The organism is Phytoactinopolyspora limicola (assembly GCF_011320225.1).
GTDB classification, from domain to species: Bacteria; Actinomycetota; Actinomycetes; order Jiangellales; family Jiangellaceae; genus Phytoactinopolyspora; species Phytoactinopolyspora limicola.
In genome coordinates this window covers 1-14,032 of record NZ_JAAOEN010000013.1, presented here as the reverse complement: position 1 = coordinate 14,032, position 14,032 = coordinate 1, and the positions used below count along the sequence as shown (strand labels likewise).

13 protein-coding genes and 1 pseudogene are annotated in these 14,032 nt (G+C 61.5%); 10 read left to right on the top strand and 4 right to left on the bottom strand.

What is annotated here, in order from left to right; all coding sequences use genetic code 11:
• The first annotated feature begins 1 nt into the window (after window position 1).
• The 3 genes from G8760_RS29980 to G8760_RS22880 all read left to right on the top strand — a co-directional run bounded on the left by G8760_RS29980 (window position 2) and on the right by G8760_RS22880 (window position 2,081).
• Window positions 2–703 (top strand): enolase C-terminal domain-like protein, encoded by a 702-nt coding sequence (locus G8760_RS29980; protein ID WP_246222662.1) that lies wholly within the window; start codon window positions 2–4, stop codon window positions 701–703.
• Window positions 630–1,433, top strand: a complete 804-nt coding sequence (locus G8760_RS22885) for an SDR family NAD(P)-dependent oxidoreductase (protein ID WP_207782631.1) — start codon at window positions 630–632, stop codon at window positions 1,431–1,433. Before G8760_RS29980 ends, G8760_RS22885 begins: the two co-directional genes overlap by 74 nt.
• A 333-nt stretch (window positions 1,434–1,766) precedes the next feature.
• Window positions 1,767–2,081: a hypothetical protein gene (locus G8760_RS22880; RefSeq protein WP_166355161.1), complete on the top strand. Its 315-nt coding sequence runs from the start codon at window positions 1,767–1,769 to the stop codon at window positions 2,079–2,081.
• A 12-nt stretch (window positions 2,082–2,093) separates the two neighbouring features.
• On the opposite strand, the gene G8760_RS22875 is transcribed toward G8760_RS22880, so the two are convergent.
• Together G8760_RS22875 and G8760_RS30635 are read right to left on the bottom strand one after the other, a co-directional pair.
• On the bottom strand, window positions 2,094–2,726 hold the full coding sequence (locus G8760_RS22875) for a helix-turn-helix domain-containing protein (protein ID WP_166355160.1): 633 nt from the start codon (window positions 2,724–2,726) through the stop codon (window positions 2,094–2,096).
• A 459-nt stretch (window positions 2,727–3,185) separates the two neighbouring features.
• Window positions 3,186–3,308, bottom strand: a complete 123-nt coding sequence (locus tag G8760_RS30635; RefSeq protein WP_281355175.1) for a hypothetical protein — start codon at window positions 3,306–3,308, stop codon at window positions 3,186–3,188.
• Between the two features lie 1,085 nt (window positions 3,309–4,393).
• Between G8760_RS30635 and G8760_RS22870 the strand changes: the two genes are divergently transcribed.
• Genes G8760_RS22870 through G8760_RS22860 form a run of 3 tightly spaced genes read left to right on the top strand, consistent with a single transcriptional unit; the run spans window position 4,394 to window position 6,483 of the window.
• On the top strand, window positions 4,394–4,762 hold the full coding sequence (locus tag G8760_RS22870; RefSeq protein WP_166355159.1) for a hypothetical protein: 369 nt from the start codon (window positions 4,394–4,396) through the stop codon (window positions 4,760–4,762).
• The gene (locus G8760_RS22865) at window positions 4,725–5,201 is read left to right on the top strand and encodes an amidohydrolase family protein (protein WP_166355158.1); all 477 of its coding nucleotides are present in this window, start codon (window positions 4,725–4,727) and stop codon (window positions 5,199–5,201) included. Before G8760_RS22870 ends, G8760_RS22865 begins: the two co-directional genes overlap by 38 nt.
• Window positions 5,137–6,483 (top strand): amidohydrolase family protein, encoded by a 1,347-nt coding sequence (locus G8760_RS22860; RefSeq protein WP_343074450.1) that lies wholly within the window; start codon window positions 5,137–5,139, stop codon window positions 6,481–6,483. The genes G8760_RS22865 and G8760_RS22860 overlap by 65 nt, the downstream gene beginning before the upstream one ends.
• A gap of 19 nt (window positions 6,484–6,502) precedes the next feature.
• On the opposite strand, the gene G8760_RS22855 is transcribed toward G8760_RS22860, so the two are convergent.
• Window positions 6,503–7,234 (bottom strand): FadR/GntR family transcriptional regulator, encoded by a 732-nt coding sequence (locus tag G8760_RS22855; RefSeq protein ID WP_166355156.1) that lies wholly within the window; start codon window positions 7,232–7,234, stop codon window positions 6,503–6,505.
• 584 nt (window positions 7,235–7,818) lie between these two features.
• Between G8760_RS22855 and G8760_RS22850 the strand changes: the two are divergent.
• The 4 genes and pseudogenes from G8760_RS22850 to G8760_RS22835 all read left to right on the top strand — a co-directional run.
• Window positions 7,819–8,808: pseudogene (locus tag G8760_RS22850) on the top strand (IS110 family RNA-guided transposase); the annotation flags it as partial.
• Window positions 8,809–9,719: 911 nt separating this feature from the next.
• Entirely contained in the window at window positions 9,720–10,655 is a 936-nt protein-coding gene (locus tag G8760_RS22845; protein WP_211198999.1) for an ABC transporter permease, read from the top strand.
• An 86-nt stretch (window positions 10,656–10,741) separates the two neighbouring features.
• Entirely contained in the window at window positions 10,742–11,638 is an 897-nt protein-coding gene (locus G8760_RS22840) for a carbohydrate ABC transporter permease (protein WP_207782629.1), read from the top strand.
• 197 nt (window positions 11,639–11,835) lie between these two features.
• On the top strand, window positions 11,836–13,512 hold the full coding sequence (locus G8760_RS22835; protein ID WP_166355154.1) for an extracellular solute-binding protein: 1,677 nt from the start codon (window positions 11,836–11,838) through the stop codon (window positions 13,510–13,512).
• 309 nt (window positions 13,513–13,821) lie between these two features.
• Here G8760_RS22835 and G8760_RS22830 read toward each other — a convergent pair.
• A partial coding sequence (locus G8760_RS22830) for an IS30 family transposase (protein WP_166355153.1) occupies window positions 13,822–14,032 on the bottom strand: 211 nt, incomplete at its 5' end.

The window sequence follows — 14,032 nt, the reverse complement described above, 5'->3', positions numbered from 1 at the left end:
GATGAAGCTAAAGGCCGGCGTACTTGAGCCGGATGAGGAAGCCCGAGTTCTGGAGTTGTGCCGCGAGCGGCTTGGGCCAGCTTTCGGGCTGCGCATCGATCCCAACGGAGTGTGGTCCGTGCCCACTGCCGTTCGGATAGGGCAGCGTCTGGAGGCGGTAAGACCGGAGTACCTCGAGGACCCCGCATGGGGGCTGAACGGTAATGCCGCGGTGCGCGAGCGCGTACGCATCCCAGTGGCGACGAATATGTTCCCCGCACGGTTCGACGACCTCGCACCTGCGATCCGGTTGCGATCGGTGGACATCATCCTGACCGACCTGCACTATTGGGAGGGTCCGCGAGGGGTCAAAGAACTGGCCGCTGTCTGCCGGACCTTCAATCTCGGTGTCGCCATGCACAGCGGGGGCGAGTTCGGAGTCGAACTCGCGGCCATGCTGCACACAGCATCTACCATACCCGAAATGACGTTTTCCGGGGACGCTCACTACCATTACCTGACCGACGACATCATCGTTGGTGGGCTTATGCAGTACCGCAGCGGGTCCCTTGATTTTCCGTCAGGTCCGGGGCTTGGAGTGGAGCTGGATCCGGAGAAGATGGACAAGTACGAGAAATACTTTGACGAGCATGGCGACTATTACGCTCGATTCCACGCTGATCCTCGACGGCCAGACTGGTATCCGATCGTCGGCGGAGTCTAGCGTGGACGTGTTTCGCCTCGATGGTCGCACCGCATTGGTAACAGGATCCACCAAGAGCATCGGTCGGGCTATCCACGATAGCTTGGCGGCATACGGCGCCGACGTCATCGCGCATGGGCTTCCAGGGGAGGAAGCTTCTGACGCATCTGTGGCCGTCATCCACGAGGATTTGAGCCGTCCGGGTGGCGGCCGCAGCCTGGGCCACGCTGTAGCGCGTATTCGACGACATGTGGACATTCTCGTTCTCAGTGCCTCCCTACAGATACGCCAACCGTGGTACTGCATCACTGCTGACGACGCGGAAAGGCAATGGCGAGTCAACGTCCAGTCGTCGCTAGAACTTGTTCAGGCACTGGCGCCGGCGATGTGTGAGCGGCGGTGGGGCAGGATCTTGGCCATTGGAAGTGTGCAGCAGATCCGCCCGCACCCGGAGATGGCCGTCTACGCTGCAACAAAATCGGCACAGGACAATCTGATTCGCAATCTTGCGCGACAACTCGCATCCCATGGTGTTGCCGTCAACTCACTTGCACCAGGCGTGATCAACACCGACCGCAACCGCGAGGCTTTGGCGGATCACCATTACGCTACGCAACTCGTTGACCACATCCCCGTCGGCCGCATCGGCGAGCCAACCGACTGCGTCGGTGCAGCGCTCCTGATGTGTTCACCGGCGGGTGAGTACATCACCGGCCAGACGATCGTAGTTGACGGCGGGATGACCCTCTAAACTAAGGATGGTGCCCTGGCGAATTGATCGTGTGAGCACATGGGTACGCGATGGCTCGCGCAATTTGGTGACTTTCGCCATCGATTCTTCTGTTGAATGGCGATGCTCGGGTGTGAATAAAGCCGACCCGTCGACGTCCCGGGCTGATCACGTATGGCAGGTCCAACCCGAGTGCCAGTCTGGCGCTTACCGCGCTCATTACTAGTCGGCGTTGGTCGCTCGCGAGATGGGGGCGGACCTGGCATGTCTGGACTTCGGCGGTTGGCGCTATGTGTAGCCGATGCTGGCGAGAATGGTCCGAGACGTCGTGTCGGGTCTCGGGCGGGTCCCCCGGTGGTGCGTCTGGCTCAGCAACCCGCAGACGCCTATGGTGGCCGTCACGCCGATCTAGCGGTCGACGCGCTCGACCGCGAGGAGACCGTCGGTCGTACCGGTATGAAGCTGTCGCACATGCGCGAACAGGCGGCTGAAGCCGACCGGTCGCTCCGCGCACACAGTGATGCGCGTGTACACCTGCTCAAAGGGCCCGATGCGCTCGGTTCAGAAGACATACACATGTTGCACGAGGCGCTGCACCCTGACGCCGCGGGTTATGCTCACGTGGTTGAGTCGATTGTTGCAATGACGCATTATTTCGCAGCGCGGTAGGGGCAGTCCGACTTATCTACTACCCGGCACAGGCGCCTTTTCTGATGTTTCGGGGAACCGGCGCGTGGTGCGAGCACGGAGAAAATCCGTGGGTGAATGGCCAACATGCTTGTGAAACAGCCGACTAAAGTAGAAAGCATCCTGATAGCCGACAGCAGCTGCGGCTTCTCCTACTTTGTACCGCGCCTCCAGAAGCTCTTTGGCTCGGCGCAGACGAGCCTGAACGACATAGTCTCGTGGGGCCAGCCCGGTCCACTCGCGGACTACGCGCCGCAGATGCGATTCTGATACGGCGTACCGTTGGGCAAGTTTGGCAACGCTCAGGTCCTCGGTGAGGTTGCGGCTGACGTAGTGGATGAGGTCGTCGATCATGTCGGCATGATGTACCGAGGAATGGCTGGCCGGCGGGTTGACTCCCACCGCGGCGACGCCGTTGAGGTATGCGCGATGCACTCTCAGGAACAACTGCTGGGCCAGCAGGTTTACCGCGTCACCGAAATGTGGACCGCGCTCCTCCAACTCTCGTTCCATGTCCTCGATAGAGCTGACAGTGTGGTCGCGAAGTCCAGGGGTGAGGGTGAGCACGGTCGGAAGTGTCAGCCAAGCCGGCTGGTGTTCGTGGGAGTCGCGCGCCTCAAACCTCACGGCTATGTAGCGTAAGGACTCTCCGGCGACCATCGATGCGTGACGAACCTGGCCGCGCCGGAAGCATAGCAACGAGTTCGCTTCAACCAGGAACGGCTGCCGGTCTACAGTCCAGACGCCACGACCTGCCTGGACGACAATGAGCCGCAGATCGTGGACGCGTTCAGGCGGGAGGCTCCACGGACCGCCATGGCCCATTCTCCACACGCCACGAAGGATGACCTTCAAGGGCAGCCGACCTCCCCGCATGTCGTCGGACCGATTGAGTAAGGCTACTGGGCATCGTGGCCGATGCGGCGACGACGCCGACGGCGGATTGCAGCTCGGCTGCGCGAAACGTTGTAGTAGTATGCGTGGAACCGGTTTCTCATTGCTAGGGAGTGGTTGCTGGATGGACTGGACAACGGGAGTCTTGCCTATTGCAGCTGCCGGTGGCGCCACAGCTGCTGACATGCCCGATCATGGTGGCAGCCCTGAGGCTGCCGGCGCGGCTCGGATAGCGGCAACGTGGTGGCGGGCGATGGCACCTGGGCCGACGATGCCTACCGCCAACTCCCAGGACGTTTTTGGGTCAGTGGTCATCATCTTGTTGACACCTTAACACTAATCACGGCAACTTAAAACCTAAGACTTATCAGCCTCAAGTGTCTCGCTCAGTGAGTCGTGAAGTTGGCGATGCACCTGCGCCATCCAAATCTCGGAAGGGATTGGTTCGGGGGAAGCCGGGGGTGACCGGAGGCGGTGAGCCAGTTGCGAGGGCTGATGTTGATTTGGCCTGCCAGAGCCTCTAGCGTGAGGCTCGAGCCGGCGGCGAACTCGTCTGATACTGCAATAGCCTGCGACACGACCGAAATCTCTGGGGCGCCGCGCCGAGACGCTCTCCTTAGTGAACAGCCTTAGCCTGGCAAGGAGAAGATGCGCGACCACTTGCCGGCGGGGGACGTTTCGGTGGCTCGATGACGTCATCGAGCCAGAAGATTGGTGCGAAGCCGGCGACGTTCGACATTTGGCATATCGCCGCTGGTTAGCCACTCCGCGGCGTTAAGTTCGGCAGGCAGCTCGAATTCTACGAACCAGAACCTTGTCGATGTGGTCATTTCTCGCCGGAGGCGATTGTCAGGCGGGCTAAGGCTCGGCTCGCCGCTACCACGCGGTGGTCATCTGGTGCTTCCGGAAAAGCGGCGTTGCTGAGCGCAGAGGCGACACGACTGCATGCGGGTCCCGCAACTGGTGGCTGCGAACGATATTCGCTCCGTCCACTGCACAGTGAAAGGTGAGAAGAGGCTGCAGATGCTGGTTCCTATTCAAGACTCTATTCACCAAGAGGGTCGGCTGAGCGGATAGGGTGCGACTCGCACAACATGGGTAGTTGTTTGCGGCTGAGGTTCCAGTTCGGTAGCGGAGTGGCCTGCCACTTGTCTTCAGCGCCAACGTGAACGAGTCGGCCTTCCTCCAGGGACGCTGTAGCTGGCTGGGCTCGGCTGCGGTGACCATGTGGGCACCACTCCTGCGACAGTCGCGTGCTGCGGGGCAACGGCACCTGCCGATGTTGCGCAGGCGGTTGGCTTTCGCTGGGCGCCTCGTGATTAGCCATGATCTTGATTGACATTCCAACACCCGTAGCGATAACTTAAAACCTAAGACCTATGAATCTAGGAGGGTGTTTCGTGCGGGTGAACGACGCGCATGTACACGTGTGGTCGGAGTCGCCACCGTGGCCTGAGCTTCTTGCCGGCTCGTTGCAGGACGGACGGGCCGTCTCCCTGTTGGCGGCCATGGATGCGGCTGGCGTTGACATGGCGGCAGTGATTACGCCGCGGTCGATGGCTTGGGATAACTCTGTCACCCTTCAAGCAGCGCACGCTCATCCCGAGCGTTTGGTAGCAATCTCACGTGTTCGGCTCACCGATTCGTCAAGTGTCAGGACGCTGAAAGAACAGATCGACGACAATGTGAGAGGTTTTCGGATTGACCTTGCCGAGCAGGGTGATGTGCTCGATGGCAACGCGCGGTCCGCATGGGGAGGCCGTAGCTGAGGCGGGTCTGCCCGTTGCCCTGCACGCGGGCAAAGAGAACATCGCCCTCGTCGGCATGCTGGCTGCTGCGTACCCAGGAATCGTGTACTTGCTGGACCACCTCGGGCGACCGGACCTGCGCGAGGGGATAGGTGGGTCGGGTTTTGCGGCGGTGCTGGCGTTGGCTAAGCACGAGAACGTTTGGTTGAAGACGCCGAACGCGCCGTTCTTCTCCCAGCAGGGGTCGCCGTATGACGACCTCGCGCCTTTCCTCGTCGCTGCGCTGGATGCGTTTGGCGCTAAGCGTGTCGTGTGGGGCTCGGACTGGCCGCTGTGCACCGAGGCAGCCTCGTACCAGGACGCACGTGAACCGACGCTGTCAGTTCTTCGTCAGTATGGAGAGAACGACAAGCGGTTGGTGCTGCGTGGGAACTTCGAGCGGCTTTACCATCGTGTCTAGCGGTGCTAAAGGCGGGTCGACTGGGCGTTGGCTTCACTGCGGTGCACTTCTGACCGGGCACGGCGACGCGCCGGCGCGAGACATGGCGGTGCAGATTGCCGATGGCCCAATTGTCCAGGTGCGGCCATGGGCGAATGGTCGAGGCGTCGGCGTTGACGTGGTTGATCTCAGCAGCGCGACATTGGTTCCGGGGTTCGTGGACGCCCATGTCCATTTGATCTTTGGAAATGGGAAGGATCACCTTTCCACGAGGGCGGCAGTGGAGAATGCCACGCGGGACGAGTTGGTGGAGCAGGCAGCAAGCCGGGCTCTTGAATGTCTGCGCGGTGGGGTCACTACAGTGCGGGACTGCGGGGACCGGGAGTTCGTGTCGCTGCGGGTCCGGGACGACATCGCCGCCGGCCGTCGTCGTGGAGCTCGTGTTCTGGCTGCCGGCCCGCCGATCACTGTGCCTGGCGGACATCTGTCCTGGTGTGGAGGTGCCGTCGCTTCGCTCACAGAGATGCGCACAGCTGTCATGGGCCTACTTGCTAACAAGGTGGATCTAGTGAAGGTCATGGCCAGCGGCGGCAATATGACTAGGGAATCGAGTCCGTGGGCGCCGCAGTTCGGCGAGGCTGAGCTGCGAGAGCTCGTGGCGCTAGCGCACACGCAAGGCTTGCGGGTGGCAGCTCATGCGCACAGCACGGAAGCGATCCGGCACGTGGTGAGTGCTGGAGTGGACACTATAGAGCACTGCACCTGGCGGTCTGCGGACGGACGGCTGAGCGTCGACGCCAGGGTGGTCGAGCAGATCGTGCGGCGCGGTCCGTTCGTCGTTCTCACGATGGCCGGAATCCAGCGGGGACTTCTGCCGAACTGTGCGCCGGACTCCGCGCTGAGGAAAGCTGCGCTCATCAGCTCGGATACCGGTGACTTGCGTGAGGACTTTGCTTGGGCGAGGAGCATGCGGGCGGCTGGGGCACGTTTGGTGGTGGCGAGTGACGCGGGCGTGCGATTGACGTCTTTCGACGGTCTCAGCCAGTCCATCCGATGCGGCATGGTGGCTCTCGGGTTGGCGGTCAGCGAGGCGATCAGTCTGGTGACGCTTCGCGCCGCTGAGGCACCTGGTGTGGAAGACAGTGTCGGAAGCATCGAGGAAGGCAAGGTGGCCGACTTTGTCGTTCTCGACGGAGTGGTGGACGCCTCTTCTGACAGCCTGGGGAGCGTACGCCAGGTCTGGCAGGCGGGACGGCTGGTGGTGAACGACGGGCAGCTGGTGAAGAGTGATGATTGGTTGTAGTGAGCGATCGTCAGCTGGCCTAGCGGCGGGACAGCCAGGCGAGTATGTTGCGTCGGACCCGTTCGAGGTGGGTGCGCATGAGTTGCTCAGCTCGTCCCGAATCGTGCGCTCTGAGCGCGGCGAGCAGGTCGCGGTGCTCAGCGTCGCTCTCATCGTGGGTCATTCCCATGGATTCGGTGGTGGCGAGATTACGTTGCCGTTCGGTCGTTAGAACTTCGGCGAGCGCTTCCATGGTGGCGATCAAGAAGTGGTTGCTGGTGCAGTTGACGATCCCGACGTGGAAGGCGAGGTCAAGCTCGGCGCGCTCGGGCACCCGGTTGTTGCCAAGCTTTTCGATCTTGTCAAGTATCTTTGAGAGCTCCTCGAGCTGAGCGTCGGAAACTCGCTCGGCGGCCATTCCGGCTGCTGTCACTTCCAGGACGGTGCGGAATTCCACGAAGTCTCGTAGCGCACCTTCGTGCGCGTCGAGCATGAGTCGGAAATGGGTGCCCACGGCGACTGGGCGCAGCTGACTGACTTCAGCCCGGCGTCCCTGGCTGGTGCGAATTACGCCCTGCTGGCTCAGCAGCCGAAGCGCGTCGCGGACCACGCGCATGCTGGCCCCATACTTTTGGCCCAACTCCTTCTCGGACGGTAGGGGAGCGCCGTCAGGTAGCCCTTCCTCGCGTATCCACACCAGGATGAGCTGGGCCAACTGAGCGCCAAGCGGATCGCGGTTGTTCCGTAGGGCAGGTGGATCGGCGTCTGCCACGATGCTCCTTCTGACTGATCGCGCCAAGTCTGTTCGGCTTCAGGCTACAACTCGTGAACTACCAACATCTTAATGCCTAGGGCTTAAGATGTGCTGGGTCTATGTATCATGGTGTCAGCCTCAAACTAGGACACATGCCTCCACCTACTCATCTGATCCCAGACACCATCGGGAACAGGGTTGCATCCGGCCGGAAACCCACTGACTTTCTCGATCGGGCGACCCGCATCGCCCGCCGTTCCTCGCCGTGCGGGCGCGACGTGGGCCTAGCACGTGCGCCCAATCGTCATTCACCGCAGGAGCACCTCTGCACTTCGACCGGTGTCGCCAGTAGCGGCGATCTCTCCTGCTCCCGGCACATGGCTCACTGGTCTACCTTCCTGATGTCGACGTTCTCCGATAGGGGCGTCGATGCACCCCGGGTGTCGCCAGGTCACTGCCCTGCTCGCTTGACACGGGTGATGTCCAGTATGAGATCTGCGGGATTTGGTGGTCGCCCGGAGTCTGTGGACCGTCGATAGGGCTGTGCGCCAAGGCTGGCAGTGCCAGAGTCTGCCACCAACACCAGCAATAGTGAACCGCCCCTGTTCCTGCCTGTGGTTGCGCTCAACGACGTGACCGGCGGGATCGACTGGGCCCGCGACGACCACGCGGTCGCGATCGTGGACGGCCGTGGCCGCGAGATCCACCGGCACACCGTCGAGCACACCACCGCTGGCCTGCGGCAACTCGTCAATACGCTGGGCAAACACGGTGTGGTCGAGGTCGCCATCGAGCGCCCCGATGGCCCGGTCGTCGAGACCCTGCTCGAGGCAGGTCTCACCGTGGTGGTGATCAGCCCGAACCAGGTCAAGAACCTGCGCGGCCGGTACGGCTCGGCCGGCAACAAGGACGACCGGTTCGACGCCTACGTCTTGGCCGACACGCTGCGCACCGACCGGGCCCGGCTGCGGCCCCTGGTCCCCGACTCCGACGCCACCATCGCGCTGCGCCGTTCCTGCTGTGCCCGAAAAGACCTCGCCTCCCACCGCGTCGCGGCCGCGAACCAACTGCGCGTGCACCTGCGTAACGTCCTGCCCGCCGTGGTCGGCCTGTTCCGAGATCTCGACTCGGCGATCAGCCTGGCGTTCCTGACCCGGTTCACCATCCAGGACCAGGCCGACTGGCTGACCCCCAAGCGGCTCGGCGACTGGCTGTCCAAACAGGGCTACTCCGGCAGACTCGACCCCGCTGTACTGCACCAACGCCTTCTCGACGCCCCATGCGGCGCCACCGGCGAACACGCCACCGCCCAAGCCCACATCACCGCAGCCCTGGTGGCTGTGCTCCAAACCCTCACCGAGCAGATCAAGATCCTCTCGACCCAGATCGACCACCAACTCGACGCGCACACCGATGCGCACATCTTCACGTCCCTGCCCCGCGCCGGGCGCGTGCGCGCCGCCCGACTGCTCGCCGAAATCGGCGACTGCCGCGCGAAGTTTCCCACCCCCGAGTCGCTGGCCTGCCTGGCCGGCGCCGCACCCTCCACCCGACAATCCGGCAAAGCCCGCGTAGTCGCTGGCAAGACGGCCTCACCTACGACCCCGACAAACACCGCGCCCTGCAACGCTTCCTCACCCCTCAAAACGAAGCGGCTTGACATAGGGTTTCTCATGCCGACATGTCCGGTCCGATCGCCTCCTTGAGCCCACCCCGCGCTGGCGATCCTCGAGATGACGTGGGACATCGACGACGCTCACGACGCGAACTCGACAACACCCGGCCGCGGTCGTTCACCCGCGGCTGCCGAGCCGTGGCCTTCAAACATGTCGCCTGGCCTCTGCCGGCCAGACATGACCTCGCCGGCCGGTATCTGCAACGCTGCGGTCTGGCGTGCAACGCGATGTGCTACCCCATCACTAGATGCCATCCAACCGGCCGCAAGCACTGCCCAGGAAAGTGCTCCTTCTAAGCTTGCATGGACAAGGAGCCGACACCGTCATGCTCCCAGCTCAGGGACACTCGCCACCTCGAGTGTCTTTTTGCCATTTCATGACCACGGCGAATAGATGAGGGCTGGCGCAAGCGCGAGGCGGGAACGCGCTGGGGCCATGCTTCTTTTCGGGTATTGACAATCTGGTGTGAAGGAAGCTAGCTTAACACTTAAGACTTAAGACGTCCGCCAAGCTGCAGCGTCGGTGAGCGTCCAAGATCACCCATGGTTTGTGGGTTCTTCCAGTTTGCCCGCGGTAGATCAACGGATGTGGAGTGTCGAGATGGCCGGTACTGCTTTCAGGAGTCAGCTCAGCCGAAATGATCTTTGTGTGGCTGGGTGATCCTTGTGGGCGTCGGCCAGGTGGGGTGTCGGCTTTCACCGAGTGTGGCCGTGATTCCTTATGAACCGTGACGTAAGATCACGGCCTCGAGCTAGAAAAAGGCGGCTTCTGTGACAGATATAACGACAGTTAGGGGAGGGCGAGACTCCGAGGGCAAGGAGCGGCCGGTGTTGCGGCCGATATCGCGGTGGGATCGGTTTAAGCGGGACCGGTTCTTGTTGTTATTGGGCTTGCCGGGCATAATCCTGGTGCTGTTGTTCCAGTATGTCCCCTTGCTGGGTAATGTGATCGCGTTCAAGGACTACCAGCCGTATCTGGGGATCATGGAGTCGCCGTGGGTGGGGCTTGAGAATTTCGCCATCCTTTTCAATGGTGACCCGGCGTTCGTGAACGCCCTGTCGAACACGTTGATCATTTCGTTCGTACAGATCGCGTTCGTCTTCCCGATCCCGATCGCACTGGCGTTGTTGATGAACAGCCTTTTGAGCGAGCGAATCAAGCGCACGGTGCAGTCGATTCTGTACTTGCCGCACTTCATGTCGTGGGTGATCGTGGTCGCGTTGTTCCAGCACATGCTGGGGAACGCCGGGCTGTACAACACGTGGGCGCGGCAGCATGACTTTTTTCAGATGAACATCATTGGGGACCCGGATCTGTTCATCGCGTTGATCACGTCGCAGGTGATCTGGAAGGACGCGGGGTGGGGAACGATCATCTTCCTGGCCGCGATCTCCCGCGTCGACCTGGAGCTTTTCGAGTCTGTCGCGGTGGACGGCGGGGGGCGGATGCGCCAGCTCTGGCACGTTACCCTGCCCGCGATCCGCCCGGTCATTATCCTGCTGCTCATCCTGAAACTCGGTGACGTGCTCACGGTCGGGTTTGAACAGATCTTTCTGCAACAAGGCCCGGCGGGGTTGCAAGCGTCAGAAGTGTTGGACACGTATGTGTACAACCGAGGAATCGTCGGCGGGAACTGGGGCACTTCTGCCGCGGTCGGCCTGGTCAAGGGTCTCGTCGGGACGATCCTCGTCCTCGGCGCGAACAAGGTGGCGCACTTGTTTGGTGAACGTGGCATCTACTCCTCGGCAAAGGACTCGCGCTGATGGCCGGCATACGACCTGACACCGCCCTCAAACCACCCACCAACGGTAGGCGGAGGAAGGGTCCCCCAGCAAAGCTCCTCCCAGGGGTGTCACGGCAGCAGCGACTGCAGGCGATCAACGGCGCGACCCCCCCCAGCCTGGCTCTGCGCGGCGTCAAGGGCATTGTCCTGTTCTTGTGCTGCGCCGTGGTGATCATCCCGTTCCTCGCGGTGATCTCGACCAGCTTGGCGGACCAGGCGCAGATCAACCAGGCTGGCGGGTACGTGCTCTGGCCGGACAACCCCAGCTTCCACGCCTACGAGGCGATCTTCCGCGGCGGTGTCGTCACCCGAGCGACGCTGGTATCGATTGGGATCACCGTGGTGGGCTCTGGCCTGTCCGTCACCGTGGTCGCGTTGCTCGCCTATTCATTGAGCCGTCCGGGGACGTGGGGCAGCAAACCCATTCTGCTCCTCGTCCTGTTCACTATGTTGTTCAACGCGGGCATGATCCCCAACTATCTGTTGATCCGGCAGTTGGGGTTGATCGACTCCTATTGGGCGCTCATCTTGCCGACGCTAACATCAGCCTTTCAGATCATCATCATGCGGGCGTTCTTCCTGGAAACCCCACAGGAGATCATTGATGCCGCTAGGATCGATGGGGCTAGCGAGCTACGGATCCTTTTGAGCATTGTGTTGCCGTTGTCGAAGGCCGTGGTGGCCGTGATCGCGTTGTTCAACGCGGTGACGTATTGGAACGCATTCTTCAACGCAGTGTTATATATCAACTCCACCGAGAAATGGCCTTTGCAGCTGGTGCTGCGGACGTATGTGGTGGACAACACCGCCATTGGGGTCGATCTACCCGGGGATGTGGTCCCGCCACAGCAAACGCTGCAGATGGCCATCCTCGTGGTTTCCCTCATCCCGATCTGCCTCGTCTATCCGCTCCTGCAGAAACACTTCGCCAAAGGTGTCGTCATCGGCGCTGTCAAAGGTTAGAGACCGGCGCGAGCCGGGCAGGTACCGGGCCGTTCTCTTCGGGCTATTGACAATCTAATGCGGAGGTAGCTAGCTTAATACTTAAGACTTAAGACGTTCGCTACTAGACATCGTTGGCGGACTTCCAAGATCATCAAATTGTGAGTCGGTTCCTAAGTCGCGAGCGATAGATGGATCAACGGAGATGGAGTGTCGAGATGCCTGGTACCGGTTTCAGGAGTCAGTTTAGCCGGCGTGGTTTTGTGCGTGGCGCGGCGGCCCTGGGGGCGTCGGCAGTTGGGGTGTCGGCTTTCGCCGGATGTGGCAGTGATGGCACTGGTGAAAGTAGCTCAAGTGACGATGGCGGCAGTGATGTCGGTAGTGGTGTGCGCGGCGGGGAGTTGGAGCTGCCGACGTATCAGCGTGCTGAGGTGGTGGTGCCAGACTTGCCAGGGAGCGCGGAGGGCGTGCCGGAGGGGTACTTCTCATACCCACGTCCGGCCGAGCCGGCCGCGGGTGGTCCGCCCGGCAGTGGGGGTGTTGTGACGGCCATGTTGGGGGCAGTTGGTCCGGTGCCGCCGAACGTGGGGCAGAACCCCTGGTGGCAGGGGTTGAACGAACGGCTCGGAGTGGACCTTCAAGTGAACATGACACCGGTTGCGGACTACGGTGCCCGGCTGAACACCGTGATCGCCGGCGGTGATCTGCCCGACCTGGTGCAGATATTCGGCGTGGCTCGGTTGCCAGATGTCATGGAGGCAGAGTTCGAGGACCTGACTGAGTATCTGGCTGGTGACGGCGTGCTGGACTATCCGTTCTTGGCCAACCTGCCCACAGTGGGCTGGCAGGCGACGGTGTTCAACAGTAAAATCTATGCGGTGCCGCCACAGAACACGGTGAAGACTGTGTCCTGGCTGACTCGCCTGGACCTGATCGACGAGTTGGGAGCGAACCCGCAGCCTGGTGACGCGGACGAGTTCTTCGACTTCTGTCTCGACGTCACTGACGCGGCGGCCAATAGATACGCTAGTGCGGCTCCTGCCGAAGTGTTGAACAGAGTAGCGAGAGCTATGTTCGATGCTCCGTGGCAGTGGGGCGTCGATGACGACGGCGCTTTTGTGCACATGTATGAGACCGAGGAATATCGCGCTGCGTTAGAATACACGGCCCGGCTATGGGACGCGGGAGTCTTTCATCCTGACTCATTCGGCTCGGTGAACCTGTTGGAGTTTTTCAAGGGCGGCACGACTGTGCTGCACAACCAAGGAGGTAACGGCTATCGGGCTATTCTCGACGAAAACATCCCCGGCTTGCGGATGGGCATCTTCACCCCGCCAATGGCCGACGGTGGTGGCCCAGCCAGGGCAGAGCTGGGGACGGGGACGTATCGGATAACCGCAATTCGCAAACAAGATTCCCAAGAGCGCGTGCGTGAGCTATTAGAATTGCTGAACTATCTAGCTGCGCCCTTCGGAAGTGAAGAATATCTGTACCTCCAGTATGGTGATGAAAATGTCCATTATACGTGGGACGAGGACTTGCAGGCTCCGGTCCGTACCGAACAAGACGGCGAACTGATTCCAGTACGGTTTTTGGCCGGTGCGCCTCAAGTGTTCTTTGACCCAGGGCACGCCGAGTTCAGCAAGGCCATGCACGAGCACCACAGCGAAGCTATCCCGGGCGGGGTTCAGGACGACTCTGCGAGATTGTACTCAGAAACCAACGACCGTCAAGCGTCCAGTCTGTTTCAGCCTCTCAACGGACTCCGCAACGACATCGTCCAAGGACGCAACACTCTGGACGACTGGGATAAGGCTATTGAGGACTGGCGCGCAAGCGGTGGAGATCAGATCCGCGAGGAATTCGAGATCGCCCACGCTGAATTCGACGTGTGATATCGAAGGATGTTGGCCATCGATGATGGCAGGAGATCAGTCGTTGAGTCGGCGGCGTTGCCTACAGGGAGCCACAGCGTCGGACGTAGTTGGCGCAGGGCTGCTCGGTGTTCGCAGGTTTGTCGACGACGCGCCGGTCGGCAGCGGTCAGGATGAGGGCGCTGCGGGTTCGGTGCAGGTGGCCGGTGTTGAGTTGCCGTCGTATGTGCCCTATGGAGGGGTGCGGCCGGATCTGGCACCGTCGACCGAGGGTAATGACGCCAGGTCCCTAGCGTATACGACCGATCTTAGGCCGGGGCGGCCCCGGATTCAAATCTGAAGTGCAACGGTTGGTGTGGCTGGGGTCGAGCATAGGTGGTTGAACACTTCGGCTGGGGTCTGCCAGCCGAGGATTTTGCGTGGCCGGTTGTTGATCTCGGTGATGATGTCGGCCAGTTCGTCGTCGGTGATGGTGTCGAGGCGGGTTCGTTTGGGCAGGTATTTGCGGATGCGGCCGTTGAAGTGCTCGTTGGTGCCACGC

Coding starts and splice junctions, on each gene's coding strand:
- G8760_RS29980 (WP_246222662.1), top strand. CDS start 2: ATGAAGCTAAAGGCCGGCGTACTTGAGCCGGATGAGGAAGCCCGAGTT.
- G8760_RS22885 (WP_207782631.1), top strand. CDS start 630: ATGGCGACTATTACGCTCGATTCCACGCTGATCCTCGACGGCCAGACT.
- G8760_RS30635 (WP_281355175.1), bottom strand. CDS start 3,308: ATGACCACTGACCCAAAAACGTCCTGGGAGTTGGCGGTAGGCATCGTC.
- G8760_RS22865 (WP_166355158.1), top strand. CDS start 4,725: ATGGCAACGCGCGGTCCGCATGGGGAGGCCGTAGCTGAGGCGGGTCTG.
- G8760_RS22860 (WP_343074450.1), top strand. CDS start 5,137: ATGGAGAGAACGACAAGCGGTTGGTGCTGCGTGGGAACTTCGAGCGGC.
- G8760_RS22835 (WP_166355154.1), top strand. CDS start 11,836: ATGCCTGGTACCGGTTTCAGGAGTCAGTTTAGCCGGCGTGGTTTTGTG.